The following is a 25,802-nucleotide window of genomic DNA, read 5'->3' as shown; positions in this document are numbered from 1 at the left end:
GCCGCGCAGTTGCATTGACAACTTTACCGACTATATTCCGGCCAAATTTCGCGGGGCCGCCAAATCTCGCTCAACCGTTTGGCGGCTGCTTTTCAAAAGTTCAGGAGTACCTCGATGTTCGTGACACCGGCATACGCTCAAGGCATCGGCGGCGCCTCTCCCGATATGTTCATCAGCATTTTGCCGTTTGTCCTGATTTTCGTGATCATGTATTTTCTGATCATCCGCCCGCAGCGCACGCAACTGAAGAAGCGCGGCGAGATGCTGGCGGCGGTTCGTCGCGGCGACACGGTCGTCACCGGCGGCGGTTTCGTCGGCAAGGTGACGAAGGTGATCGACGACAACGAGCTGGAGATCGACCTCGGCGGCGGCACCAAGGTGACGGCGCTGCGCTCGACGATCGCCGACGTGCGCGTCAAGGGCGAACCGGTCGCGAACCAGAACGCCAAGAAATAACCAAATTCCAGGCGGAGCGATCCGCGGACACGCTCTGACGGACGACGCCATATGCTTTATTTCTCGCGCTTCAAGATGATCCTGATCTGGCTGGCAGTGGCCGCCACAGTGATCCTCGCCGCGCCAAACCTGTTCCCCGCCAGCACGCTTGCCCAGCTCCCGAGTTGGGTGCCGAAGCGGCAGATGACGCTCGGCCTCGACCTGCAGGGCGGTTCGCACATCCTGCTGGAGATGAACCAGAACGATCTGATCAAGGATCGGCTGGAGACGGCGCGCGATGAAATCCGAACAATGCTGCGCGATGCCAAGATCGGATATACCGGCCTTGCCGGCACGGGCCGGACCTTGCAGGTCCGCATCACCGATCCAGCCCAGCTCGATGCCGCAAAGAAGGCTTTGAAGAGCTTGACGGATCCCGTCGCCGCCGGCCTCTTCACCGGCGGCTCCATCCAGGAAATGTCACTGGACGATTCGGAGCCCGGCCTGCTCAAGTTCACCGTCACCGACGCCGGCATCAAATACCGCACAGCGACCGCACTGGAACAGTCGATCGAAGTGGTCCAGCGCCGCGTCAACGAACTCGGCACGACAGAGCCTATCGTGCAGCGGCAAGGTGACGACCGCATCCTCGTCCAGGTGCCTGGGCTGCAGGATCCGCAGCGGCTGAAGGAAATCCTCGGCCAGACCGCGAAGCTGACCTTCCAGATGGTCGACCAGTCGATGCCGGTGCAGGACGCCCTCAAGGGACGTCCGCCGGCCGGCGATTCGGTGCTCTATTCGCAGGACGATCCGCCGGTTCCCTACCTGATCGAGAACCGTGTCATCGTGTCGGGTGAAAACCTCGTCGACGCGCAGGCGACATACAATTCGCAGAACAACGAGCCGGTGGTTTCGTTCCGCTTCGATTCGAAGGGCGCCGCACGCTTCGGCCAGGCAACAGCGCAGAATGTCGGCAAGCTGTTCGCCATCATCCTCGACAACCAGGTGATCTCGGCGCCGCAGATCCGCGAGCCGATCCTCGGCGGCACGGGCCAGATCTCGGGCAATTTCACCGCCCAGAGCGCCAACGACCTGGCCGTGCTGCTGCGCGCTGGCGCGCTGCCGGCGACGCTGACCGTCATTGAGGAACGCACCGTGGGGCCGGGCCTGGGCCAGGATTCGATTCATGCGGGCAAGGTTGCCGGCATCATCGGTTCGATCCTCGTCGTGGCATTCATGTTCGTCTCCTACGGCTTCCTCGGCTTCATCGCCAACATCGCGCTGGCGGTGCACGTGGCGATGATCGTCGGGCTGCTGTCGCTGCTCGGGGCGACGCTGACCTTGCCTGGTATTGCCGGTATCGTGCTGACCATCGGCATGGCGGTCGATTCCAACGTGCTGATCTACGAGCGTATCCGCGAGGAGCGACGCGCCGGCCGCTCGGTGATCCAGGCAATCGATACCGGCTTCTCGAAGGCGCTGGCGACCATCGTCGATTCCAACGTCACGTCGCTCATTGCGACGGTGGTGCTGTTCTATCTCGGTACCGGGCCGGTGAAGGGCTTTGCCATTACCTATGCCATCGGCATCCTGACCACGGTCTTCACCGCTTTCACCTTCACCCGCCTGCTGGTCTCCATCTGGCTTCGTCGCGCGCGTCCGAAGGAATTGCCGAAAGCACCGGTGACCTTCGTTCCACCGGGCACGAAAATTCCGTTCATGGGCATCCGCCGGTGGACGTTCGCGCTGTCGAGCACGTTGTCGATACTGTCCGTCGTGTTGTTCATGAGCGTCGGTATCAATTACGGCATCGATTTCAAGGGCGGCTCGCTGATCGAGGTGCAGTCCAAGAGCGGCGACGCCAATCTCGGCGATATCCGCAGCCGATTGACGGAACTGAACATCGGCGAAGTGCAGGTGCAGCAGTTCGGTGCGCCCAACGACGTGCTGATCCGCGTCGGCACGCAAGACGCCGGTGAAAATGCCGAACAGACCGTGATCGACAAGGTGCGCGGCGAGCTGCAGGATCAGTATAATTTCCGCCGCGTCGAAGTGGTGGGTCCGACGGTTTCCGGCGAGTTGGCCAAGCAAGGCACGATTGCCATGATCGTCGCGCTCATCGGCATCCTGGTCTATGTCTGGTTCCGCTTCGAGTGGCAGTTCGCGGTCGGCGCCATCGTCGCGACGGTGCACGATGTGGTCATGACCCTCGGTTTCTTCGTCATCACCGGGCTCGAATTCAACCAGTCGTCACTCGCGGCGATCCTGACCATCATCGGTTATTCGCTGAACGACACGATCGTCGTCTATGACCGCGTCCGCGAGGATTTGCGAAAATACAAGCGAATGCCGTTGCCGCAACTGTTGAACAACGCCATCAACGAGACGTTGTCGAGAACGACGCTGACGTCGGTGACGACCAGCTTGGCACTGCTGGCGCTGGTGCTGTTCGGCGGCGAAGTGATCCGCTCCTTCACATTGGCGATGCTGTTCGGCGTCGTGTTCGGCACGTATTCGTCGATCTTCATCGCGGCGCCATTGCTCATCCTGTTCAAGCTGCGGCCGCAGGCTTCGACCGATGAGGAAAAGCCGGTCAACGGCGGCAAGGCTGTCGCGACCTGACGCGCGGCCCCGAGGGGGTGACAGAGTGGTGACCGGCAAAGGCATCGTCATCCGCGAGGCGCATTTCCCCGGCCGCGCACCGATCGAGGCCTACGGCAATGGCGGATTCCGCTTTGCCGACATGTCGCATCGCGGCTCGCTCATGTGCCTGCCGTCCGGTATCCACGGCTGGGAGCCGGCTAACCCGCTGGCGCTGACAGCAGCGGATTTCGACAAGCTCCTGGCCGAAGCCGACAAGGTCGAGATCCTCCTGGTGGGCATGGGCAAGGATTTGCGACCCTTGCCGGCGGCGCTGCGGGCCACGCTGAAAGAGGCCGGCATTGCGTCCGACCCGATGTCGACCGGGGCCGCGGTGCGGACCTACAATGTTCTTCTGGCGGAAGACCGCGCCGTGGCCGCCGCGCTCATCGCCGTCGATTGATATGCCGCAGAACGCCAAAATCGTCATGGACGCGGTGCGCGCCGCCGATCGTGATCGCTATCTCAGCGCGCTCTATGCGCCTGCCGACAAGCGCGGCGCGCTGTTTTCGCTCTACGCCTTCAATGCCGAGGTCGCTGGCATCCGTGACCGCATCCATGAGGCGTTGCCCGGCGAGGTACGGCTGCAATGGTGGCGTGATGTGATCGCCGCCGGCGGTGAGGCGGGTGCGGGCCATCCCGTTGCCGAAACCCTGAACGCCACCATTGCAGCGTTCAAGCTGCCGAAACTGGCCTTCGAGAACATGCTCGAGGCACGCATCTTCGATCTCTACGATGATCCGATGCCGTCGCGTACCGATCTGGAGGGCTATTGCGGCGAGACGGCAGCCGCGCTGATCCAACTCGCGGCAATGGTGCTCGATCCCGTCGAGGCGCCAAAGTTCGCCGAACTGGCGGGCAGGGCGGGTTGCGCGCAGGCGATGACGGGCCTTCTGCTTCTGTTGCCGCTGCACCGCAGGCGCGGTCAGTGTTTTATTCCGGCTGACATCCTGGCCGCGGCGGGCTCGTCGCCGGAAGAATTTGTTGCCGGCGATGGCGGGCCTGGCGCCCGGCGCGCCGTGGCGGCGATGATCGCGCTGGCGCACGAACACCTTTCCGCCTTCGAGCAAGGCGCCGCCGCGTTGCCGGGGGCCCTGCGTCCGGCATTCCTGCCTCTGGCGCTGTCACGCGCTTATCTCGACAAGATGGACGGCTCGCACCACTCACCGCTCGGTGACGTGGCACGGCTGTCGGCGGTGCGCCGGCATTGGTTGCTGCTGCGTCGTGCAGGCAGGGGCTGGCCGGCGCTTTGACGTAAACGTCAATCATGTTAAGGACTCGGTGCCGAGTACTGTCGCCGAAGACGACAGGCTGGCGCGGAGGGAAATCCATGAGCTTGCCCGTGCTGGTCGCGATCGTCGTGCTAGGCATTGCGCTGTCGGTTGCCGCCGTGCATTTCACCGGCGGCAGCAAGATGGCCACTCTGGACAGCCGGGATGAAGCTCTGCGCCGTTTCGCCGAGGATTTTCCCGATGAGGCAATCACGGCAGTCCGTCTGACGGCGGATGCCCGGACCGCCTTTCTAGATATCGGGCGAGGGCGCGTCGGCATCGTTCACGGTATCGGCGACTGTTTCTTGACGCGTATCGTCGCCGCCGCGGACGTTGCGATGTCCAAAGCTGATGAGGCGAACACAATTCTGATGCGGCTGACGGACTTCACCTGGAAGGGCGGCCGCTTTCGCTTTGCCAACGCCGCCGACGCGCAGGCCATGCTGAACGCTCTCGGCCCGCGAGACACGAGTTCCACTGAGGAGGCCGCGTAATGGACAGCTACGATTTTCCGCAGGTCACCCAGTTGGCCATTCCTTTTTTCGTCGCAGCGATCCTGATCGAGCTATGGCTGGTGCGCACCGGTCGCGCCAGGGGTTCGTTCGAGACGCGCGACACCTTGACCAGCCTGATGATGGGCACCGGCAATGTCGTTGCCGGGCTCCTGCTCGGCGTCGTATCCTATTGGGCGCTGCTATGGCTCTGGCAGTTCCGCGTCTTCAATCTCGGCCTTTCGGTCTGGGTGTTCCTGGCCGCCTTCCTGCTCGACGATCTGCGCTACTATGTCTACCACCGCATTGCACACCGGGTCCGCTGGGTGTGGGCCGAGCACGTCAACCACCATTCGAGCCAGCATTACAATTTGTCGACCGCGCTACGGCAAAGCTGGACCGGCCTGTTCACCTTCATGTTCGTGCTGCAGGCGCCGCTGGTGCTGCTTGGTTTCCATCCGGCGGTGATTGCCTTCACCTTCGGCTTCAACCTGGTTTGGCAGTTCTGGATCCACACCGAGACGATCGGCAAGATGTGGGGCTGGTTCGAGTTCATCTTCAATACGCCGTCACATCACCGTGTCCACCATGCCACCAACCCGCGCTATCTCGACACCAATTATGCCGGCACGCTGATCATCTGGGACCGCATGTTCGGCACCTTCGTCGAGGAGTTGGAGGAAGATCGGCCGCGTTACGGGATCGTCAGGAACATCGGCACCTTCAACCCGCTGAAGGTGGCGTTCCACGAATGGGCCGGCATGTTCGCGGATGCGATTTCGCCAGGGCTGACGTTGCGCCAGCGTCTCAACTACCTGATCAAACCGCCGGGCTGGAGCCATGACGGCTCGCGAGAGACGTCGGCGAGTTTGAAGGCGGCTTATGTCAGGAGGAATCCAGGTGAGGCGGGGAAGCCGGGGCTGCCGGTGGCGGGAGCAGAGCCGGCGGAGTAACTAATCTATCACGATCCGTCGGCTTCAGGATCACCGCCGATGCGTTGACCCGTACCGAGGTAACGTCCGGATTCACCAACGATGGCGCCCGTGAAACTGCCTTCCAACTCTACCATTGCATCGACAACCGCCGGTGCCTCAGGGGCTGTTTCTCGTGCAAATCGAGCATTGACGTAGACCCCTTTAGGATGTGCTGGATCAAGGCGCGCTTGGATGGTCCAGGACGGCGAGAGCGAATACAGCGTCTGCATGAAATCGAGGAGGAACTGGTTATTGTACGAGCCGTTGAGGCGCTGCACCGCAACGATCCTTTGCAAGCTTCGATCTCGGTCCTCATTATGGTCTTCGTCTTCGAACACCCAGCCTTTGCCTCCATGGGGCTGGCCGATTAGAGCCTCAAGCGCCGGTATATGAATTTTGCGCAACTTCCGCATGTTGTTGCACCTGATGTAGAGGCTCCAGAAAATTTCGTAGTTACCTGCGAACGTTTTTTCGCTCTCCCGCCAACCCGGTGGCAGAAGCTGGGGGATCGTGCCGAATTCGAATCCAGGCACGTGGCTATTCCGCAGCGGCTTGCGCTGCCGGCGCCGGCAAACCCAGCCATTGCCGGCAGTCGGTCCGCGCACGCGACGTGATGGCATGCCGCTTCGCGATCGTCTTGTCCTTGCCGCGCAGACGCTTGCCTTCGACCTTTACCGCTTCCATCGGCGGGAAGAGGCCGAAATTGACGTTCATCGGCTGGAAAGAACGCTTGCCCGGTTCGTCGTCCGAAACGATATGGCCACCGGTGATGTGGTTGAGCAGGGCGCCGAAGGCCGTAGTGAGCGGCGGCAGGGACGGTGCGTGGCCGAGTCGCTCGGCGGCGGCGAAGCGGCCCGCGAGCAGGCCGATCGCGGCACTTTCGACATAGCCCTCGCAACCGGTGATCTGGCCGGCAAAGCGCAGGCCGGGGCGCGACTTCAGCTGCAGCGAGGCGTCGAGCAAGGTCGGCGAATTGATGTAGGTGTTGCGGTGCAGACCGCCGAGACGGGCGAAGTCGGCGTTCTCCAGGCCAGGGATGGTGCGGAAGATGCGCACCTGCTCGGCGTGCTTCAGCTTGGTCTGAAAACCGACCATGTTGTAGAGCGTGCCCAGCGCATTATCCTGCCGCAGCTGGACGACGGCATAGGCTTTGACCGTCGGGTTGTGCTGGTTGGTCAGGCCCATCGGCTTCATCGGTCCGTAGCGCAGCGTCTCGACGCCGCGCTCGGCCATGATCTCGATCGGCAGGCAGCCGTCGAAATAGGGCGTGCCTTCCCATTGCTTGAACTCGGTCTTCTGGCCGTCGACCAGCGCCTGCACGAAGGCCAGGTACTGGTCCTTGTCCATCGGGCAATTGATATAATCCTTGCCGGTGCCGCCCGGCCCGACCTTGTCGTAGCGCGACTGGAACCAGCAGGTCTCCATGTCGATCGTGTCGAAATGGATGATCGGCGCGATGGCATCGAAGAAGGCGAGCGCGTCGGCGCCGGTCGCTTCCGCGATCGACTGGGCAAGCGATGGCGCGGTCAGCGGGCCCGTGGCGATGATCGCCTGATCCCAGTCCGCGGGCGGCAGGCCGGGAACTTCTTCGCGCTCGATGATGATCAGCGGGTGTGCTTCGAGCTTTTTCGTCACCGCGTCGGAAAAACCGTCGCGGTCGACGGCCAGTGCGCCGCCGGCCGGCACCTGGTTGGCGTCGCCGGCGCTCATGATCAGCGAGCCGGCCAGCCGCATCTCGGCATGCAGCAGGCCAACGGCGTTGTTTTCGGCGTCATCGGAGCGGAAGGAATTGGAACAGACGAGTTCGGCCAAGCCATCGGTCTTGTGCGCATCGGTGCCGCGAACCGGGCGCATTTCATGCAGGATGACGGGGACGCCCGCCTCGGCAGCCTGCCAGGCGGCTTCGGAACCGGCGAGCCCGCCGCCGATGATGTGGATCGGATTTTTCATGGCTGCCGGAATAATCGCTTGCCGTCGCGATTGCAATTGTCGCGCGGCGGCAACGTGAGCGCTGGTCGGGAAAGCCGCTTAAAACAACAACACCCGCCGGGGGAGGAGGTCCGGCGGGTGTCGTTTTGGGGGTCGACCCTCGGGAGGAGGTGAAGGCCGACCGTATTCGTCGTCGCCGGGGAGGAGGTCGGCTCAGACGAAATTCCTTTCGCATTTTAAAGAGGGCGAGGCCTCTGGGGCAAAATTCGTTTCGCCCTAAGAAAACAACGCCCGCCGCGGGAGGAGGTGCGGCGGGCGCCGTTTGGGTGGCCAACCCTCGGGAGGAGGTGAAGGTTGGGCCTATTCGTCATCGCCGGGGAGGAGGTCGGCTTTGACGAAATTCTTTTCGCATTTTTAAAGAGCGCGAAACCTCTGGACAAAATCCGTTTGCCCGGGGAAACAACGCCCGCCGCGGGAGGAGGTGCGGCGGGCGCCGTTTTGGTGGTCAACCCTTGGGAGGAGGATAAGGGCTGACCGTCTTCGCTCGGGTCGGGGAGGAGGTCGACCCCAGCGAAATTCCTTAACTAGATCGCCTTGCGGGCAACGATCTTGATTTCGTCGCGGACGATACCGAGGTCATGCAGCTGGCGGTTCGAAAGGCGACCCAACTCGGTAACCGTCTCGCGATAAACGCGCCAGTTACGATAGTTGCGGATTAGGTTCATTGTCATGCTCTTCTCAAAACTGGTTCGGACCATTCGCGGTCCGAAGGATTAGACCGCCTTGCGAGCGACGTAAGGAATGTCGCTGCGGCTGATGCCGAGGTCGGTCAGTTCACGGTTGCTCAGGCGGCTCAGCTCGGAGACGGTGTCCCGGTAGCGGCGCCAGTTGCGGTAGTTGCGGATCAGGTTCATGGTAGTTCTCGTTTCGTCTTTCTTGCGGATCATTCCGTTTGTGTACGAAGCATAAATAGGGGGACCCATATCGATTTAAAAGCGCTATGGCTGCATGGCAGCAATGCAAATTGTGCAATGCAACATTAACGCGGCTTCACGAACCTGACACAAAGAAGCCAGAATCAGAAAGTGCCGCAACGTCAACGGCTTGGCTGCGTCGGCTAAAAGACGACAAGGTGGGGAGGGAGGACATGGCGGGCTATTCGACACGCGTCAGAGCCGACATCGAGCGATGGCGACAGGCTGGATTGATTGACGGCTCCACGGCTGATCTGCTGACGCGTGATGTCGACGCCGATACGCGCAAGTCACTCAGCTTCGGCTCGATCCTGGCGATGATGGCGGCCCTGCTTTTTGGCGCGGCCATTCTGATCTTCGTCGCCGCCAATTGGGAAGCGATTCCGCGGCTGGCGCGGGTGGCCGCCCTCTTTGCCATCATCCTCGCCGGCTATGTCGGCGGTGCCGTGCTGAAGGCACGCGACCATGCTGCAATCGGCGAAGCGCTTTGGATCGTGGCAGCGGCGGCGTTCGGCGGTTCGATCGCACTGATTGGCCAGATGTATCATTTGTCCGGCGACGAGGCTTCGGCGCTGGTCACCTGGGGCGCCGGCACGGCGTTGGCGGCGGTAGCGCTGCGCTCCAACCCGCTGACCGTGGCCGCGGTCGGCATCGCCGATGCCTGGCTATTCCTCAAAGGGTTCGACTACTACAGCCGCAGCGATTTTCCCCATGCCTTCGTCGTCATGGCGGTTGTGCTGTTTGCCGTCTCGTTCTGGACCCGCAGCCAGCCGGCGAGGCACCTGATTGTTCTGTCCGTGCTCTTCTATCTGGTGCTGTTGGCCGGAAGTCATGCGACGCTGCCGGTGGCGATCCCCCTGGTCATTGCCTCTGTCGTCCTTTTCGCGGCTGCCGTCTTCGCATCGGCACCAGTCGACAGGATCGTGCAGCTTGGTGGCCGCTTGCCTCTGCACGCTTTGCTTGGCTTCCTCACCGGCCTGGCCATCATCCAGTTCGAACTGGCCGACGAAAGCACTTACAACAGCGGCTTCACCATTGCCTCGGTCGCGGCACTTGCCGGCATCGTCGCGGCTATCGTGCTGGCAGGGCGCGAGAGCCGGGGGCTGCGCTGGCTCGCCTATCTCGGCTTCGCCTTCGAACTCGCCATCATCTACGTCGTGACTTTGCAGTCGATGCTCGACACCGCCGGTTTCTTCCTTGCCGCCGCGGTGCTGCTCGGCATTCTCGCGATTGTCATCATCCGCGTCGAAAAACGCATGAAGGGCCCGATGATCGGGGGAGCCACGGCATGATGACCGGAAAGAGGCTTGTCATCTCGGCATTGGCGCTGGCGTTTGTCCAGATCGGATTCCTGGGCTGGATCATCGCCGGACGAGCGGCGATCCTTCGCAACGGCAAGGAAGTGCTGCTGAAGATCGAGCCGGTCGACCCTCGTGACCTCTTGCGCGGCGACTATATCATCCTCGGCTATGACATCTCGCGCATACCGGCGAAGATGATCGCCAACATTCCGCCGGACAAACAGTCAGCGACGCCACGCCGATCATCGTCAGGCTAAAGAAAGGCGCCGACGGCTACTGGATGCCAACCACAGCCTGGTTCGGCAAGGCGCCGACACCGGCCGGCGCCGAAGAGGCCGACATATCGGGGCATGTCGCCGCGGGTTGGGATCTGCGCAGCGAGGCAGCGACGATCGCTCCTGAGTACGGCATCGAACGCTTTTACCTGCCGGAAGGCGAGGGGCTGGCGATCCAGAACGACATGCGGGTGCGGCCATTCGGGATCAAGCTGGCGCTCGCCGCCGACGGCACGGCACAGATCAAGGCTTTGCTGGATGGCGACAAGACGCTGTTCGAGGAGCCGCTTTATTAGGTCGTGGGACGTCCGGCAACGCCGCCGGTCCTCCCTAGCCAAGGCTTCGGAAGACGTTCCTTCGTCTTGCCAACTCCGTATGGCGTGCCATCCGAAGCTCGAAGAGCGAAGGGTGGTGCGGGTAGAGGGACTCGAACCCCCACGATCTCTCGCCAGAACCTAAATCTGGTGCGTCTACCAGTTCCGCCATACCCGCATGACCCGGCAATCCCATGTAGCCATCATTCTGTCAATGTCGGAGACAAGATGTCGGGTTCAGGGCCGGAATGTTGGTTATTCGCCTAAACGCGAAGACTGTTGAAAATTAGCCTCGCCTGTGACAAAAGGCGTGTCAAATGTGACGGGACGCGACGATCCGCTTCTGCAAGATGTGATAAGAAGTAGGAAAAACAAGAACTTATTCACATTTTGGGACGCAGTTTGGAAGAGTTTGAGCCGTATTTCCGGTCAAATCGCCAGGTTCCGTACCAAAAGCCATTCCCGGCAAGAATTACCGGCAGGCTGTGAACGGCAGGGAGCCGTTTGGCAGTCTCATTGGTGAAAACAAAGGTTTTACGATGCAGGTCACCGAAACACTCAATTCCGGTCTCAAGCGCGAGATCAAGATCACCGTGCCGGCCGGTGATATGGAAGCCAAGCTGATGGCTCGGCTGTCGGATGCCCGCAACAAGGTCCGCATCAACGGCTTCCGTCCGGGCAAGGTGCCGGTGCAGCACTTGCGCAAGGTCTACGGCAAGTCGTTCATGGCCGAGGTGGTCAACGAGATCCTCAACGATTCGACTCGTTCCATCATCACCGGGCGCGGCGAGAAGGCCGCCATGCAGCCCGAGGTCATCATGACCGAGGACGAGAAGGAAGCCGAGAAGATCCTGGCCGGCGGCGCCGACTTCGAGTTCCGCCTCAACTATGAGGTCATTCCGGCGATCGAGATCAAGGATTTCTCCGACATCAAGGTGACGCGCCAGGTGTTCGACGTTCCGGATTCGGAAATCGACGATCAGGTCAAGCGTGTCGCCGAATCGGCGCGCAGCTATGAGCCGAAGACCGGCAAGGCCGCCGAGGGCGATCGCGTCAGCATCGATTATGTCGGCAAGATCGACGGCGAGGCCTTTGCTGGCGGCGCCGGCAACGACCAGCCGCTGGTGCTGGGCTCCAAGGAGTTCATTCCGGGCTTCGAGGAACAGCTGATCGGCACCAAGGCCGGCGACGAGAAGCAGGTCACCGTGACCTTCCCGGAAAACTATCAGGCGGCGCATCTGGCCGGCAAGGAAGCGACCTTCGACGTCACCGTCAAGGAAGTGTCGAAGCCGGGCGAACTGGAAATCAACGACGAGACCGCCAAGAACCTTGGCCTGGAGTCGCTGGAGCGCCTGCGTGACATCGTGCGCGGCCAGATCGAGAACCAGTTCGGCTCGATGACGCGCCAGAAGGTCAAGCGCCAGTTGCTCGACCAGCTTGATGCGGCCTATTCGTTCGAGGCGCCGTCGAAGCTCGTCGAGGCGGAGTTCAACAATATCTGGGCGCAGGTCAACCGTGACCTGGAGGCCGCCGGCCGCACCTTCGCCGACGAAGAGACGACCGAGGAAGAGGCGCGCGCCGAATACATGCGCCTTGCCGAGCGCCGCGTGCGCCTTGGCCTAGTGCTGGCCGAGATCGGTGAAAAGGCCGGTGTCACGGTGTCCGACGAGGAGCTGCAGCGCGGCCTGTTCGAGCAGGTTCGCCGCTTCCCGGCCAATCAGCAGCAGGAAGCCTTCGAGTACTACCGCAGCAATCCGGAGGCGCTCAATGCGCTCAGGGCGCCGATGTTCGAGGAGAAGGTGGTCGACCACCTGCTCGAACAGATCTCGGTCACCGACGTCAAGGTCAGCAAGGAAGAGCTGATGGCCGACGACGAGGAGGCCGAGACCGCGACCAAGGCGAAGCCGGCCAAAAAGGCCGCCGCGAAGAAGGCGGACGATCAGAAGGCCGACGACGCGGAAGAGCCGAAGAAGAAGGCGGCACCGAAGAAAAAGGCTGCCAAGGACGCCGAATAAGCTTCGCAGCTGACGGAATAGATCAAGGCCGCCCCGGGGCGGCCTTTTTCGTTGCGAAACTGCAACAGCCGACTGGCTTCGCGGGAAGCGGCCCTAGCGATACGAAGCGTTGGTCACTATCTGCGCTTGTGCTGCAACCTTACGGTTCCTGGAGGGGGCGTTGAGCCAATTCTTCGAAACGGGGCGTGCTCTCGCCTTCTCGCTTGTTCTGCTCTTTGCCTGCGATGTCGCCTACGCCAACGCGACTGCCGCCAGCTGGCGTTTCACCACGGGTGACGGGCTAGCGACGGCTTCGCTCCATGCCACCAACAAACTGATCACGGGCGGCGGAGCGTTGAGCTACAGCCCGGTCTTGACCATTGCCTGCCATACAGGTGGCGAACCGCGCTGGACCGAATGGCTGCAATTGAATGACGCGGTTTCGGCCAGTCGCAAGATCACCATGTCGCTTACCGTCGACGGCGGCGGCAAGTTCGACGAGAGCTGGTCGGTCGGGCCACGCGGCAGAATGCTGACGCGCGACGGTGCCGACGGCGTCAGGCGTCTTGTTCCCGCCAGCCGGCTGTTGCTCTCCTGGCGGTTCGGTTTGTTGTCAGGTCGCGGCCAGGCGGACTTCGACCTCGCAGGGCTGAACGACGCCGTCGGCCAGCTTGCCGGAAGCTGCGACACCGACCCGCCATGACCTGGCCTGCCCGGGCGGCTTCCGCTGGCGGCTATTCCTCCTGCGCAGTTTCAGAAGATCGGCCAGGAACTGCTCCAAGCGGCGGTGCGCGATTCACAACCCGCCTTGCTCAGATCAGCAGCAGGCCCTTCATGCTGGAATAGCCTTTTCGCCCGATGATGATGTGGTCGTGCACGGCGATACCCAGCCGCTTGGCCGCTTCGATGATTTCTTTCGTCATCTCGATATCGGCGCGCGAAGGCGTCGGGTCTCCGGAAGGATGGTTGTGGACCATGCAAGGTGCTTGAGCAAGCAATTGATATCACTTATTTTTTTGGCGATTTCGTCAAGACTAGTGCCGCGGAGTGGGGTATGTACTAAATGATTGTTCGTGATCGTCACGGCTGATCACTTCCATGCTCAGTCAATCGCCTTGAGGCACGGCATTGCACTCTATTCTTTTCGTCCCAAGCCTCAAGCTCATCGATGGGATAGAGGACGGCCTTGCCGATTTTCACGAATGATGGGCCGATCTTCATTGCGCGCCAGTTACGGAGCGTTCCAACGGAAACGCCACCACGGTAACGCTCCGCCACTTCCTCAGCGGTGAGAAATTTGCCGTGCGCCATACTTCCTCCTTTTGCGGCGAGGGATCGGCGCCGCTGTGCCAAACGTGGGTCAGGGTCCAGCGCAGAAAGACGGCTCGTGGAATTCTGTCGTCACCCACCATCATCTCTGGGCTCGCCGACGTCCGGTCGCTCACGCTGTTGCATGAACATAGATGCAGCATGATGCGCGTTGGGGGGAAGGCCCTATCGGTCGGCGTAGGGGGCACGGCTGCTCCCGGTTAGAAATCGGAAAGAGTGAACGCGAACCTGTGGAGCCCGCCACATCTCCGGCGACGTTCGGGGTTATCGCACGTCATATCTGGACTGCGCCTGCCTAACCTGCTCCCAATTGTCCTTCGCCCAGTCGACTAGGCCCTGCGTTGGGCGCAGCAGGCTCTTTCCCAGATCGGTGATCTCGTATTCCACGCGTGGCGGCACTTCGGGAAACAGCTCCCGGATGACGAGTCCATCGCGCTCGAGGTTTTTCAGGGTGGTCGACAGCATTCGCTGCGAGATTCCTGGGATGGACCGCTCAAGCTCGGAGAAACGCGCCCGCCCGCCTAGGAGGTCCAGCGAGAGAATCACGAAGATCGTCCATTTGTCGCCGATCTTGGTGAGCAGCTCTCGCACCGCCATCGGGTCCGAACTTCTGCAGATCGCCGACGGATCGAGGAGGCCGGGTTTGGGGGTTTTCTTCATAGCTTACCTCGGTGTTAGTGACTGAAGTGAAAGTGCCTTCTTTTCGGGAATTAGCTTCTCATATATATGTTGCTCTCATTCAGTAAGCAACCCTATGAGAGCAAGGAGGCTCAAGATGCCAAACCAGAACGACACTACCCAAAAGCCTGAAACTACCGGTGCGCGACTGCCAACAGTCCTCGTGCTGGGCGGAACTGGACGAACCGGAGCGCTCATCGCGAAAGGCCTCGCCGATCGCGGATTGCGTGCGCGGACGGCGTCACGCAGCGGTGCGGACGTTAAGTTCGACTGGGATGACGTGAGCACCTATGCTCCTGCGTTGGATGGTGTGGACCGCGTGTACCTGGTCACCCCCGTCATGCGGACCAAGTTCATCCACCAGGTCGCGGAATTCCTTAATCTTGCGGAGGCCTCCGGCATCCGCCACGTGACGTATCTCAGCGCCTACGGCAGCGACCGATCGCCCGAAGAGGTCGACATCCGCGCGGTCGAACTCGAACTCGGCCAGCGCAGCGCCTTTACCCACTCGATTCTCCGCCCCGCATGGGTCATGCAAAATTTCAGTGACCAGCATCTGCCACTTATCGGCGACGCGTTCATGGTGCCGACAGGCGGCAAGAATGAAGCCTTTGTCGATGCCCAGGATATCGCTGCGGTCGCGGTCGAGACCCTAGTCAATCCCGACGCCCACGCTGGAGCGCAGTACGCGCCGACAGGCCCCCAGGCGCTTACGGTGGCTGAAGTCGCCGAGATCGTTAGCGGCGTCATCGGTCGGCGTGTGGTCCACACTGACATCGATCCGAACGCATGGATTAACGGTGCGGTCGATGCGGGCTTTGTCCCCGCCGACTACGCCGTGATGCTACACTGGCTGACCGGGACGATCATTTCTGGCAACGGCGCACGGCCCAACGGTGACGTCGAGAAGGTCACGGGCCGGCCAGCGACCAGCTTTCGGGACTTCGCCGAGCGACATGCAGCCGCTTGGGCTCTTCAACCGGTTGCCTGACCGAACGCGCATCCGGCGCGGCGTTGCGCCGCCGCGCCGAAACCTCTTATGAAATCCGAAATCTATGGAGAAACGAAAGTGCCCCATAACAAATATTCTACCTATGCCGGCGCAGAGCCATACTTTGCGCTGATCCGTAAGGCGCTGGGTGACCTCGTTGACGGCGAGCACTTCTTTGACATCGTAGCCGACGATATCGCCTACGAAGTGCGTTACGACCTGGGGTGGCCTCGTGTGGTGCGCGGGCGCACGGAACTGATGGATCAGTTCGAAGGGTATGTCGGCAGCATCCGGCTGCGCTCTGCAGACGAATTGTTCGTCAACAAGGCCGCCAACGGCCGAGTCGTCGTCGTCGAGTATGACATCCACGGGACGATTCTTTCGACGGGCGCCAAGTATGAAAATCGGTTTTGCTCGATTATCGAACTTGAAAACCGCAAGATCGCGCGCTGGAGAGATTATATGGACTCGCACGCTGCCTGGAACGCGCTGACGGCAAAAGCCAAGTAAGAAGTAAGGTACGTATTTGCGAGGCATTGGGTTATACTGATGGCCTCGTGCTTCGGCGGCTTTCGAGTTCACCTCGGCAAACGCTTAGACTGAATCCGAAGGGAATGATGTCGGAGGATAACCGTGGCGTTGAAATCTTCAGGCGGCAGTCAAACTGCTTTCGTACCTATTTCCGAGGCATATTCCCATTCCGATGGAGCCGTAATGCGCGGGCTCTCAAGAGAGGAATTGTTCAAGCGGAGCTACGTTGACCCGGACGCCCGGCCTTTGATCTCGATCGGGCAGATCGTTCTAGTTGCGATGAATGCAATGGTCGAGACAGATGACCATTTCAGTGGATACGGTCGACGTCCTTATCCGCCCTCACAGCTCATTCTCATGCTGCGGATAATGATGGCATGCGAGACGCTCGAGCGCGCAATCGGCAGCCTCACTCACTTTCATGCAATGGGGCTGCCGATTGCGATCGGCCTGTATACGGACGGAATCGAAGCTCAGCTCCAGGTCAGTTGCGATGAGGTGTTCGGCGGAGACAACGCAGCTGTTATCGAAGATATTTACTTGAACACGCTGTTTGGCGGGCTGAGCTACTTTCTTGGCCGTCGCTTCCCCGCCACGGCGGTGACGACGCGCAACCGCGGCCATGTCCTTGGCGCGCGTCACTGGTCGATGTCGGCGCCCATCCATGTTGGCAGTCAGGCGGCACTCCACTTTCCGGTTTCCCTGCTGCGTGAAGCGCGTCAGGGCCAACCAACCGATGATATCGGGTGGTCGGTCCTTCAGCATCGAATAGCGTTGGATGGAGGAACGGGCGCACTCGTAACGGAGAGCGACGTCACGATCCGACGCCTCAACACGATGGCCTTGTGCGACGAGCTTGGCATTAGCCCAGCGACCTTTCGCCGGAGAAATAGTCTAGCCGGAGGCAATTTTCGTCGATTCCGCGAGGAGACGCTCGTGGAAGCCAGCCTGAATCTGCTCGCTGATGAAAGCCGCAGTGTCAGTTCAATTGCGGCCGACCTCGGGTATGCGGATGTGCGCAGCTATCGTCGGTTCATCAAAGGGGCGACCGGCATGACGCCCGATCAACTGAGAGCGAATAGTGTCGCTGCGGCCCTCCAGACATTCGAGCCGGAGATTCTAGCCAGAATTAAGGATATCGCGACCCGCATTGGCCGCTGAAGTGGGCGGAGGAGCGCCGAAGCAGGGCAAGCACGGGTGTGTCCGCGCGGTTGGCCCGTTTCCAACGTGACAAGTAATATCAAGCCGCGCGTTTGCCATCTCGCGCCCAGATTTGCCGGTCCCCGGAGCGCACTCCTGGCGTAGACATCCAGATTCGGCGTGCAGTTCCCAAGCTTCCGAGTATCGGCAACCTTCTAAACGGGCCCCCACATATCGAGGGCCAGCGAGGCGGGTTCGCCACCTCGCACACCTAGCTCGAACCGAGTTTCGGCAGCGCGGACCAGCAGACTATTGAAGAGGCTCCCGAGTGGCTCAGGCCGCGGGTGCCCTCGTTTGGCTGGTGAGCGAATCTGTCCCCTCGGAATCGGAAGGTGAGCGAAGTCGTCAGCTTGTTGGTTTGGCTGGTCCCTCTAAATTAACGGCTGTCCATTGCAGCACCAGCCGAGTTGGCGAAAGGCTGGATTGCCAATGAACGAGGTGAAGGCAGCGTAGATCCTTCATTTCACTTATGTGAATTAAGCCAGCCGCACACTCTTTCATTGAGAGAACCATGTCGACCAATTCGCATGCATCGAATTCTTCTGCGTCTCGTCGAGACGTGCTGATCGGCGCAGCCGGTGTGATCGCTGCATCCGCCGTATCCGCTGTATCCTCGCCTGTCTTCGCCGCCACCCCGACGGCTGCGCCGACGTCCCCCAAATCAACTAAGCACGCAGGAGCCAACACCATGTCATTCGTCACGACCAAAGACGGGGTCGAGATCTTCTTCAAGGATTGGGGGCCGAAGAGTGCTCAGCCAATCGTCTTCCATCACGGTTGGCCGCTAAGCTCGGATGACTGGGACGCGCAGATGCTGTTTTTCCTTGCTCAAGGCTTCCGCGTCGTCGCGCATGATCGTCGCGGGCACGGCCGTTCGTCTCAGGTCGGTGAAGGTCACGATATGGACCACTATGCGGCCGACGCGTCAGCGGTGGCCGAGCATCTCAACCTGAAGAACGCAGTGCATATCGGCCATTCGACTGGCGGCGGCGAAGTGGCCCGCTATGTCGCCAAATATGGTCAGCCACAGGGCCGCGTCGCAAAAGCTGTGCTGGTCAGCGCCGTACCGCCGCTGATGCTCAAGACCGAGAAGAACCCCGAGGGCACGCCGATTGAGGTCTTTGACGGCTTTCGCGCAGCACTGGCGGCAAACCGGGCGCAATTCTTCCTCGATGTGGCATCAGGTCCGTTCTACGGCTTCAATCGTCCGGGTACGAAGGTCTCTCAGGGCGTGATCGACAACTGGTGGCGTCAGGGCATGATGGGCGCCGCGAACGCGCACTATGAGGGCATCAAGGCGTTCTCGGAGACAGACCAGACGGACGACCTGAATGCGATCACGGTGCCAACGCTGGTCATTCAGGGCGACGATGACCAGGTCGTTCCCTATAAGGACGCGGCAGAGCTACAGGCCAAGTTGGTCAAGAACAGCAGGCTCAAGATCTACCCAGGCTATCCGCACGGGATGCTCACAACGCACGCGGACGTGATCAATCCGGATCTTCTGGCCTTCATAAAGAGCTAGGGGATCGCGGATCAAAGCGCTGGGCGTGAAGACGCATTGATCAATTCAGGCTCAGCCTGATCCGTCGGAGGCGGCCTCGCATCCTGACCGACTGTGGCGCTCCTAGCGCAGAATCCCAACCTGACAACCTTGCCCGCGCATCGCACGGCTCCGCTGAGCCTTGCGCAATGTGAGCGGCTGCCCTCGCCAAGGAGTGTGATCATGACCGGCAAGAACTTCACAACCACAACGGCCGGAGCCGCGGTAGCCTCTGACGAGTATTCGCGAACGGTCGGGCCGAATGGCCCGGTAGTTTTGCATGACGTCTACCTTGTTGAGAAGCTTGCGCAGTTCAATCGCGAGCGCGTTCCGGAGCGCGTCGTTCATGCAAAGGGCGGCGGAGCTTTCGGGATGCTCACGGTCACCGAGGACGTCAGTGCATATACTCGTGCTGCGCTTTTTCAGCCGGGCGCCAAGACCGAGATGCTAGCGCGGTTTTCGACGGTGGCGGGCGAAATCGGATCGCCGGATACCTGGCGGGATCTCCGGGGCTTCGCGCTGAAATTCTATACGTCCGAAGGCAACTACGACATCGTAGGTAACGACACACCCGTGTTCTTCATTCGCGACGGGATCAAGTTTCCCGATTTTATCCGATCGCAAAAGCGGCTGCCGGATAGGAATCTTCGTGACGCGGAGATGCAGTGGGACTTCTGGACACTCTCGCCCGAAAGCGCCCACCAGGTGGCCTATCTCATGGGTGATCGCGGCTTGCCTGAGAGCTGGCGCAAGATGAACGGCTACGGGTCGCACACCTATCAATGGATAAACGCCGCGGGCGAGCGATTCTGGATCAAGTATCATTTCCACAGCCAGCAAGGCCTGCAAAATCTGACGAATGATGAGGCTGCGGCAATTACCGCACGGGACACAGACTACCACACCCGCGACCTGTTCGAGGCGATCGAACGCGGCGAATTTCCAAAATGGACGGTATCCGTTCAGGTAATGCCATATGAGGAGGCTAAGACCTATCGGATCAATCCGTTCGATCTTACGAAGACTTGGCCGCACTCCGATTATCCCCTGATCAGGGTTGGCGAGTTTGTCCTCGACAGCAATCCGGAGAACTACTTCGCGGAGATCGAGCAAGCGGCGTTCGAGCCATCGAACTTGGTGCCCGGCGTCGACGTGAGCCCGGACAGGATGCTGCTTGCGCGTGTCTTCGCATACGCGGACGCGCACCGCTATCGCATCGGCTCGAACTATAACGAGCTTCCCGTCAATCGCCCCCACAACGACGTACACTGCTACACCAAGGACGGCCACCTGCGTCACTATTTCAAGCCCGGCAAGGTTCCGGTGTACGCACCGAATTCATTTGGAGGTCCCAAGGCCGATCCCATGCAGGCTGGGGAGACCGGCGGATGGAGCGCCGATGGCGACTTGGTCCGCTCAGCCTACACCAAGCGAGCGGACGACGATGACTTCAGCCAAGCCGGTGTGCTTGTCCGAGACGTCTACAATGACGCGCAGCGGGCGCGCCTCGTTCAGACGCTGGTTGGCCAGTACCGGCAGCTCCGAGTCGAAGAAATTCGAGAGCGCTTCCTCTGGTACTGGAACAACATCGATCCCGATACGGCCGCGAAAGTAAAGCAAGCTGTAGGGGCGGCCTAGCCAGCAGTAGTGCTTCGGCGGACGGTCGTCGGGCTGATTTCCACAGCGTCCCAACAGAAATCGAGGATCAGGATGTTCGCGCTCTCGTCTCGCAAGTTAGCTTTATGTGTTGGCGGAATCCTTGTCGCGGCGGCAGCCTCTTATGCCGCGACCGGCAAAGACAGCGGGAGCGCGGTCCCGACAGGCACAAGCATTTGCTCCGCCGGGGGAACGGACGCCGCTGAGAGCGAGCGCCCGTTCCTCACGGAAAACCAGCGGGCTATGGACAAGATGATGACCGGGATGGCTGTGAAGCCGACCGGAGACGTCGACGTAGACTTCGCGGCGATGATGATCCCTCACCATCAGGGCGCAATCGACATGGCGGTGTTGCAATTGCGCTTTGGGCGCAATGAACAGCTCCGCCGGATCGCGCAAGAGATCATCGTCGATCAGCAGCAGGAGATCGCCGCCATGAGGCTGGCGTTGGGGCAGCCTCTGCCACCCTCGGTCTCCGCCCCCACTGAATCCGGCGACCCCGCTGCAACGGACGCGCCAACAAGCCCCGCCGACCACACCATGAAGGATATGCCGAAATGAAGTCCCTAGAAATATTGGCTGCCGCGTTTGGCGTTTCATGCCTGGCTGCAGCCGCTCAAGCCGGACAAGCGCCCTTTGAGACGTCGGCACCAAACATCCCAGTGAGCCACGCCGATCGCGTGTACGCGGCAGAGCAATTCTCCAACACCGTGTCAGTCATCGACCCGGCCTCGAACGAGTTGCTGGGTGTCATTCGCCTCGGAGATCCACAGCCGAGCAATTTCAGCCCGCTCTATCGCGGCCAGGTGCTTGTGCATGGCATGGGTTTCTCTCCCGACAGGCGCACGATCGCGGTCGTGTCGATTGGGTCGAACTCCGTAACCTTCATCGACACGAAGACAAACGCTGTGAAGGCCACCACTTATGTTGGCCGCTCGCCGCACGAGGCCTTCTTCACTCCTGACGGCAAAGAAGTCTGGGTGACGGTGCGCGGCGAGAACTACGTAGCAGTTTTGAACGGCCAGACCTTCAAGGAGACTGGCCGTATCCAGACGCCCAATGGTCCCGGCATGACGATTTTCTCACCGGACGGCAAATATGGCTACGTCTGCTCCTCGTTCACCCCCGAACTGGTCGTGTTCGATGTCAAGACGCATGGCGAAGTCGGGCGGGTTCCGCAGCCGAGTCCGTTCTGTCCAAACATTGCGGCCAGCCCCGATGGCGAGCAAGTCTGGTACACGCTCAAGGACGTCGGCAAGACCGTCGTGATCAACGCGCGGCCGCCCTTCAATACGATCAAGATCCTCGACACCGGGCCGATAACGAACCACGTCAATTTCGCGGACAACGCGAAGGGCAAGTTCGCTTACGTGACGGTGGGTGGTCTCAACGAGGTTCTGGCCTTTCGTCGAAGCGACTTCGAGAAGGTCGCAACCATTCCAGTCGGCAAGCTTCCCCACGGAATCTGGCCATCCGGCGACGGCACTCGCGTGTATGTCGGTCTCGAGAATCAGGACGCCATGGATGCGATCGACACGCTAGAGAACCGCGTTGTCGAGACGATTCCTATCGGACAGGCGCCGCAAGCGGTCACATACGTCCCCGGCGCCGCCGAGCCCGGAAAAGGGCAGGAGAACCTCCAGCCGCTCGGCCTAGCCGGCGAAACGACCCACCTATCGATGGGCGCTCCCGGAGCGGTGCCGGCTACGAGCGTAAGTTTGTTCGATCAGGGGCTCGTGCAGGTGTTGCAGGCCGCCGTAACGGGCCTTGAGCCGAAATCGCCTTATGTGCTCGCGCTTTCGAACGCGGCAGATGGAAGCGGGTCCCTCCAGCCGTTGGCGGCCTTCATGACCAATCCGGCGGGTGGTGCGATCGTCAACGCTAATGGGCCGATCCGCCAGCTCGTGAGCAATGCGAACGCCGCGGTGCAGCGCTACCTCGTGATCGCGCCTGGGCATCCGGACAAGATCGGTGCTCCCGTACAGATTCAATCGCACTGAAACCATCGCCTGCGCTCAAGTCCAAGGAGATGACTTATGTCTAATTCAAAATATGCGTCGTACTTTGCGCTGGACCCCTTCTTCGACGTTGTCATGCAAGGGCTGGCCGGCGTGGTGGACGGCGATCACTACTTCGAAACAATTGCCGACGACGCGGTATTCGAGTTTCGATATGTATTCCCAGACTTCCCTACCAAGATCGTCGGCCGCGCCGCGCTAGAAGCGCTCTATTCAGGATACGGGGACACGACCGTCCTGCACAGTGGTGATGCGCTCGTCGTACATCGTTCGCAGGAGCCAGGCGTGCTCATTATTGAGTACGAGGTGCATGGGAAGAAGCTCCTGACCGGGAAGGCTTACGATAACCGGTTCATCTCGGTCGTGACCGTCAAAGACCGCAAGATCGTACATTGGCGGGACTACATGGATTCCCTGGCGGCCTTCACTGCGGAGACCGGCACAGGGGTCCGAGCTGCGTCTCGGTAACGGCTGCGGAGGCTTCCGGACGCCGCTTTGGTGCGCGTCTCAACATGCCGGCATCCACCGAACGCCGACGCCGCGCGGCAGCCGAGACGAGTTCCGGCCAACTAGATCTGGAGATACGCCATGCCTACACCTCAAAGTCCCATCGGCTCCGGTTTCAATTCCGCGTCCACCGCCGCCGAGGTCATCAAGGGCATCGACCTTGCGGGTAAAACCGCGATCGTCACAGGCGGTTATTCCGGTCTTGGCAGGGAAACCGTGCGCGAGCTGCGAGCGGCGGGAGCCAGGGTCATTGTCCCCGCGCGCGATGTCGAGCGGTCGGCATCGGCGCTGGCTGGGATCGATGTCGAGATCGAGCCGATGGATCTGCTCGATCCAAAGTCGATCGACGCCTTCGCCGAGCGATTCCAGAGCCTCGGTCAACCGCTACATATTCTGGTCAACAGTGCGGGCATCATGGCGAACCCGCTGACCCGGGATGCGCGAGGCTACGAGTCTCAATTCGCGACCAATCATCTGGGCCATTTTCAGCTCGCCGTCCGCCTGTGGCCGGCGCTCATCAAAGCGAAAGGCGCGCGAGTCGTCTCGGTATCGTCCTGGGGGCACCATTTGTCCCCCGTGGTGTTCGCTGATCCCAATTTTGAGCGCCGGGACTATCATCCCTGGACAGCATACGGGCAGTCGAAGACGGCCAACATTCTGTTCGCGCTCGCGCTGAATGAATTGGGCGAGCCGCATGGTGTGCGAGCTTTCGCGGTCCATCCGGGAAGTATTCCTGGTACCGGTCTCCAAAAACATGTCTCCGTCGCTGAACAGCGGGCAGCCGGTGTGATCGGGGAAAGAGGCGAGCTGATCCACGACCCCTCAAAAAATATCAAGTCCGTCGAACAGGGAGCCGCGACCAGTATCTGGTGCGCGACCAGCCCTCAACTAGACGGAAGGGGCGGCGTCTATTGCGAGAACTGCGACATCGCGGCGCTGTTGGAGGAAGGCGCTACTCCGAACCTCGATGACTCAAGCCAGCAGTTCGGCGTCTCGCGCCACGCTATCGACCCAGATGCCGCGGAGCAGCTCTGGGATCTCAGCGAAAAGCTTCTCGGCCTCCCAAGGAGCGCAAAGTGATCTGACCGACGAGTGCACTTTGGGCGCGTCGGTGCAAATCCAATTGCCATGGGTCGGCAAACAATTCTCTGAAATCTCTGATCGTAGGTAACCATCGTAAAGGAGAAGTAGTTGTGATTGACCACGTGATATTGACTGTTAACGACATGCAACGGTCTGTTGTCTTCTATGAGAAGGCTCTGATTCCATTTGGGGTGACGGAAGTCATCGATTACCCCGGATCGGATGACCATCCACATCTGGTTGGGTTCAGCAAAAGAAATGGAAATCACTTCTTCTGGCTCAAGCAAGGTCGGGCTGATCCGGAAGCTATTCATGTCGGGATAGCTGCTGAGAGCCAGGATGTCGTCAACAAGTTCTATCAAGCGGCGATGGCCGCCGGTGGCCGTATGAAGGTGCCGCCAGCGGCCCAGCTTCAGTATGGCGCTGACTATTACGCAACATGGGTTCTAGACCCGGATGGTCACGACATCGAGGTCGTGAACAAGACCGGCCGGATCAAATAACTCAGATAGCGCGGAGCGCCGATGGGGCGAGCATGATCGAGGTTCGTCAACTTCGCTATTTCCTGGCCGCGTCGGAGTACGGCAGTTTCCGTAAGGCGGCTGCGGCAATCGGCGTTCAAGAATCGGCGATCAGTCGGCGTATCCGGGATCTCGAGGATCGCTTAGGAGCCTCGCTATTTCAGCGGCACAATGGCGGCGTCTTTCTCACGCTGGCCGGGAAGCGCTTCGTGCGACACGCGCGAAAGGCTCTACGGCAGATTGAGTACGGCGCGAAGGATGTCGCCACGATCGGGCGGTCTGAAGACGGGCGGATCAAGATCGGGATATTCTCCTCGCTCGCATCGGGCTTTCTGTCAGATTTGCTGCGTGCCTATGACAAAGCCCATGCGCAGGTTCTAATCGAGCTGAAAGACGGCGATCCGGCGGATCATGTTTCGGCCATTCGACAATTGCGCCTCGACGTTGCGTTTATCACCGGGACATCGCAGTGGCTCGACTGCGAGATCGAGCAGCTCTGGTCGGAGCGCGTGTTTGTCGTTCTTCCCTCTGAGCACCCCCTCTGCGGAAAAACGGAACTCGACTGGCATGACCTCGTAGGCGAGCGGTTCATCGTTAGTGATGGAGCGCCAGGTCCGGAGATTCACGACTATTTAGTTCAGCGTCTCGCTGATCTCGGGCGGCACCCGGAAATCCATACGCAATACATCGGGCGAGACAATCTGCTGTCGCTCGTGGCGATTGGGAGAGGCGTGACCGTCATGAGCGAGGCCGGGACGGCAGCTCAGTTTCCAGGGATCGTCTATCGGCCGATTGCCGACGAGGTTCTGCCATTCTGTGCGGTGTGGTCGCCACGGAATGACAACCCCGCCTGGCGCCGCCTCTTGAGTCTTGCACGTTCGATGTCGCGGTCGGCTGCCGCGGCGATCATTCAGGTGACTTCAGCGATCCTTTTGTCTTCCTCGCTGCTGCAAATCCCCGATCCGTGGCTATAAACCGCTCCAACATAGGGACGATCAGGCGGACCGGATCGGCCAATGGCTTTCCCGCCTCGCGACCAAGGATCTCCGCATAGGCGACGAGATCGCGGTGGAGGCCTGCTGGCAGCTCCACCGTAACCTTGACTGGCTTATCGTCGACGATCGGCCCGAGTTTCAACTTGGCCATA

The 25,802-nt window shown here is 60.7% G+C and carries 28 protein-coding genes, 1 tRNA gene and 2 pseudogenes; 22 read left to right on the top strand and 9 right to left on the bottom strand.

All coding sequences use genetic code 11. The features are described from left to right. The first annotated feature begins 114 nt into the window (after positions 1-114). From yajC to LB556_RS03355, 6 genes are all read left to right on the top strand, one after another. A complete protein-coding gene (yajC, locus tag LB556_RS03380; RefSeq protein ID WP_010909882.1) occupies positions 115-456 on the top strand; it encodes a preprotein translocase subunit YajC in 342 nt (113 codons plus the stop codon). Positions 457-507: 51 nt separating this feature from the next. After that, on the top strand, positions 508-3,057 hold the full coding sequence (secDF, locus tag LB556_RS03375) for a protein translocase subunit SecDF (protein WP_224563607.1): 2,550 nt from the start codon (positions 508-510) through the stop codon (positions 3,055-3,057). A gap of 28 nt (positions 3,058-3,085) precedes the next feature. Beyond that, positions 3,086-3,478, top strand: a complete 393-nt coding sequence (locus tag LB556_RS03370) for an Mth938-like domain-containing protein (protein WP_224563882.1) — start codon at positions 3,086-3,088, stop codon at positions 3,476-3,478. Position 3,479: 1 nt separating this feature from the next. Next, positions 3,480-4,328, top strand: coding sequence for a phytoene/squalene synthase family protein (locus tag LB556_RS03365; RefSeq protein ID WP_224563605.1), 849 nt, complete (start codon positions 3,480-3,482; stop codon positions 4,326-4,328). Between the two features lie 89 nt (positions 4,329-4,417). Continuing rightward, the gene (locus tag LB556_RS03360) at positions 4,418-4,840 is read left to right on the top strand and encodes a hypothetical protein (RefSeq protein WP_318011256.1); all 423 of its coding nucleotides are present in this window, start codon (positions 4,418-4,420) and stop codon (positions 4,838-4,840) included. Beyond that, complete coding sequence (locus LB556_RS03355) at positions 4,840-5,790, top strand: sterol desaturase family protein (protein WP_224563600.1); 951 nt, start codon at positions 4,840-4,842, stop codon at positions 5,788-5,790. The genes LB556_RS03360 and LB556_RS03355 overlap by 1 nt, the downstream gene beginning before the upstream one ends. Before the next feature lie 8 nt (positions 5,791-5,798). Here LB556_RS03355 and LB556_RS03350 read toward each other — a convergent pair whose 3' ends face one another. Continuing rightward, positions 5,799-6,344, bottom strand: coding sequence for a hypothetical protein (locus tag LB556_RS03350; protein ID WP_224563598.1), 546 nt, complete (start codon positions 6,342-6,344; stop codon positions 5,799-5,801). 4 nt (positions 6,345-6,348) lie between these two features. Beyond that, a complete protein-coding gene (gene trmFO, locus LB556_RS03345) occupies positions 6,349-7,761 on the bottom strand; it encodes a methylenetetrahydrofolate--tRNA-(uracil(54)-C(5))-methyltransferase (FADH(2)-oxidizing) TrmFO (protein WP_224563596.1) in 1,413 nt (470 codons plus the stop codon). Between the two features lie 333 nt (positions 7,762-8,094). On the opposite strand from trmFO, the gene LB556_RS03340 reads away from it, so the two are divergent. Next, positions 8,095-8,274 (top strand): hypothetical protein, encoded by a 180-nt coding sequence (locus tag LB556_RS03340; RefSeq protein ID WP_224563594.1) that lies wholly within the window; start codon positions 8,095-8,097, stop codon positions 8,272-8,274. A 50-nt stretch (positions 8,275-8,324) separates the two neighbouring features. On the opposite strand, the gene LB556_RS03335 is transcribed toward LB556_RS03340, so the two are convergent. Together LB556_RS03335 and LB556_RS03330 are read right to left on the bottom strand one after the other, a co-directional pair. Then, complete coding sequence (locus LB556_RS03335) at positions 8,325-8,465, bottom strand: DUF1127 domain-containing protein (protein ID WP_135904405.1); 141 nt, start codon at positions 8,463-8,465, stop codon at positions 8,325-8,327. 48 nt (positions 8,466-8,513) lie between these two features. Then, complete coding sequence (locus LB556_RS03330; RefSeq protein ID WP_013531315.1) at positions 8,514-8,654, bottom strand: DUF1127 domain-containing protein; 141 nt, start codon at positions 8,652-8,654, stop codon at positions 8,514-8,516. 233 nt (positions 8,655-8,887) lie between these two features. Between LB556_RS03330 and LB556_RS03325 the strand changes: the two genes are divergently transcribed. Beyond that, positions 8,888-10,006: a DUF2157 domain-containing protein gene (locus LB556_RS03325; RefSeq protein ID WP_224563592.1), complete on the top strand. Its 1,119-nt coding sequence runs from the start codon at positions 8,888-8,890 to the stop codon at positions 10,004-10,006. Next, a pseudogene (locus LB556_RS03320) lies at positions 10,003-10,586 on the top strand (GDYXXLXY domain-containing protein). Before LB556_RS03325 ends, LB556_RS03320 begins: the two are co-directional and overlap by 4 nt. Before the next feature lie 113 nt (positions 10,587-10,699). Here LB556_RS03320 and LB556_RS03315 read toward each other — a convergent pair. Next, positions 10,700-10,782, bottom strand: a tRNA-Leu gene (locus LB556_RS03315). Positions 10,783-11,143: 361 nt separating this feature from the next. Here LB556_RS03315 and tig point away from each other — a divergent pair. Together tig and LB556_RS03305 are read left to right on the top strand one after the other, a co-directional pair. Further along, positions 11,144-12,619, top strand: coding sequence for a trigger factor (gene tig, locus LB556_RS03310; RefSeq protein ID WP_224563589.1), 1,476 nt, complete (start codon positions 11,144-11,146; stop codon positions 12,617-12,619). A 160-nt stretch (positions 12,620-12,779) separates the two neighbouring features. Further along, complete coding sequence (locus LB556_RS03305) at positions 12,780-13,301, top strand: hypothetical protein (protein ID WP_224563568.1); 522 nt, start codon at positions 12,780-12,782, stop codon at positions 13,299-13,301. Between the two features lie 109 nt (positions 13,302-13,410). On the opposite strand, the pseudogene LB556_RS03300 reads toward LB556_RS03305, so the two are convergent. The 3 genes and pseudogenes from LB556_RS03300 to LB556_RS03290 form a co-directional block, all read right to left on the bottom strand. Next, positions 13,411-13,584: pseudogene (locus LB556_RS03300) on the bottom strand (JAB domain-containing protein); the annotation flags it as partial. A 94-nt stretch (positions 13,585-13,678) separates the two neighbouring features. Next, complete coding sequence (locus LB556_RS03295; protein WP_224563564.1) at positions 13,679-13,909, bottom strand: helix-turn-helix transcriptional regulator; 231 nt, start codon at positions 13,907-13,909, stop codon at positions 13,679-13,681. Between the two features lie 282 nt (positions 13,910-14,191). Next, positions 14,192-14,587 carry a winged helix-turn-helix transcriptional regulator gene (locus LB556_RS03290; protein ID WP_224563546.1) on the bottom strand — a complete coding sequence of 132 codons (396 nt, stop codon included), beginning with the start codon at positions 14,585-14,587 and terminating at the stop codon, positions 14,192-14,194. 115 nt (positions 14,588-14,702) lie between these two features. On the opposite strand from LB556_RS03290, the gene LB556_RS03285 reads away from it, so the two are divergent. The 11 genes from LB556_RS03285 to LB556_RS03235 all read left to right on the top strand — a co-directional run bounded on the left by LB556_RS03285 (position 14,703) and on the right by LB556_RS03235 (position 25,629). After that, on the top strand, positions 14,703-15,596 hold the full coding sequence (locus tag LB556_RS03285) for an NmrA family NAD(P)-binding protein (protein WP_224563543.1): 894 nt from the start codon (positions 14,703-14,705) through the stop codon (positions 15,594-15,596). 48 nt (positions 15,597-15,644) lie between these two features. Continuing rightward, positions 15,645-16,106 carry a nuclear transport factor 2 family protein gene (locus tag LB556_RS03280; RefSeq protein WP_224563540.1) on the top strand — a complete coding sequence of 154 codons (462 nt, stop codon included), beginning with the start codon at positions 15,645-15,647 and terminating at the stop codon, positions 16,104-16,106. 123 nt (positions 16,107-16,229) lie between these two features. After that, positions 16,230-17,288, top strand: a complete 1,059-nt coding sequence (locus tag LB556_RS03275) for a helix-turn-helix domain-containing protein (RefSeq protein ID WP_224563537.1) — start codon at positions 16,230-16,232, stop codon at positions 17,286-17,288. Positions 17,289-18,015: 727 nt separating this feature from the next. Then, positions 18,016-18,852 carry an alpha/beta fold hydrolase gene (locus LB556_RS03270; protein ID WP_411908561.1) on the top strand — a complete coding sequence of 279 codons (837 nt, stop codon included), beginning with the start codon at positions 18,016-18,018 and terminating at the stop codon, positions 18,850-18,852. A gap of 201 nt (positions 18,853-19,053) precedes the next feature. Beyond that, complete coding sequence (locus LB556_RS03265) at positions 19,054-20,508, top strand: catalase (protein WP_224563519.1); 1,455 nt, start codon at positions 19,054-19,056, stop codon at positions 20,506-20,508. A gap of 72 nt (positions 20,509-20,580) precedes the next feature. After that, complete coding sequence (locus tag LB556_RS03260) at positions 20,581-21,087, top strand: DUF305 domain-containing protein (protein WP_411908556.1); 507 nt, start codon at positions 20,581-20,583, stop codon at positions 21,085-21,087. Then, entirely contained in the window at positions 21,084-22,526 is a 1,443-nt protein-coding gene (locus LB556_RS03255; RefSeq protein ID WP_224563516.1) for a YncE family protein, read from the top strand. The genes LB556_RS03260 and LB556_RS03255 overlap by 4 nt, the downstream gene beginning before the upstream one ends. A 36-nt stretch (positions 22,527-22,562) precedes the next feature. Beyond that, a complete protein-coding gene (locus LB556_RS03250) occupies positions 22,563-23,012 on the top strand; it encodes a nuclear transport factor 2 family protein (RefSeq protein WP_224563513.1) in 450 nt (149 codons plus the stop codon). Positions 23,013-23,132: 120 nt separating this feature from the next. Beyond that, positions 23,133-24,131: an oxidoreductase gene (locus tag LB556_RS03245; protein ID WP_224563510.1), complete on the top strand. Its 999-nt coding sequence runs from the start codon at positions 23,133-23,135 to the stop codon at positions 24,129-24,131. A 113-nt stretch (positions 24,132-24,244) separates the two neighbouring features. Further along, positions 24,245-24,637 carry a VOC family protein gene (locus tag LB556_RS03240; RefSeq protein WP_224563487.1) on the top strand — a complete coding sequence of 131 codons (393 nt, stop codon included), beginning with the start codon at positions 24,245-24,247 and terminating at the stop codon, positions 24,635-24,637. Positions 24,638-24,669: 32 nt separating this feature from the next. Continuing rightward, positions 24,670-25,629, top strand: coding sequence for a LysR family transcriptional regulator (locus LB556_RS03235; RefSeq protein ID WP_224563483.1), 960 nt, complete (start codon positions 24,670-24,672; stop codon positions 25,627-25,629). Here LB556_RS03235 and LB556_RS03230 read toward each other — a convergent pair. Beyond that, complete coding sequence (locus tag LB556_RS03230) at positions 25,562-25,801, bottom strand: DUF2274 domain-containing protein (protein ID WP_224563480.1); 240 nt, start codon at positions 25,799-25,801, stop codon at positions 25,562-25,564. The two genes, LB556_RS03235 and LB556_RS03230, sit on opposite strands and share 68 nt — an antisense overlap. Position 25,802: the final 1 nt, after the last annotated feature.

The organism is Mesorhizobium sp. ES1-4, assembly GCF_020164745.1.
Lineage (GTDB): Bacteria > Pseudomonadota > Alphaproteobacteria > Rhizobiales > Rhizobiaceae > Mesorhizobium.
The sequence above is the reverse complement of the archived record's forward strand: the minus strand, read 5'-3'. Positions and strand labels throughout refer to the sequence as shown.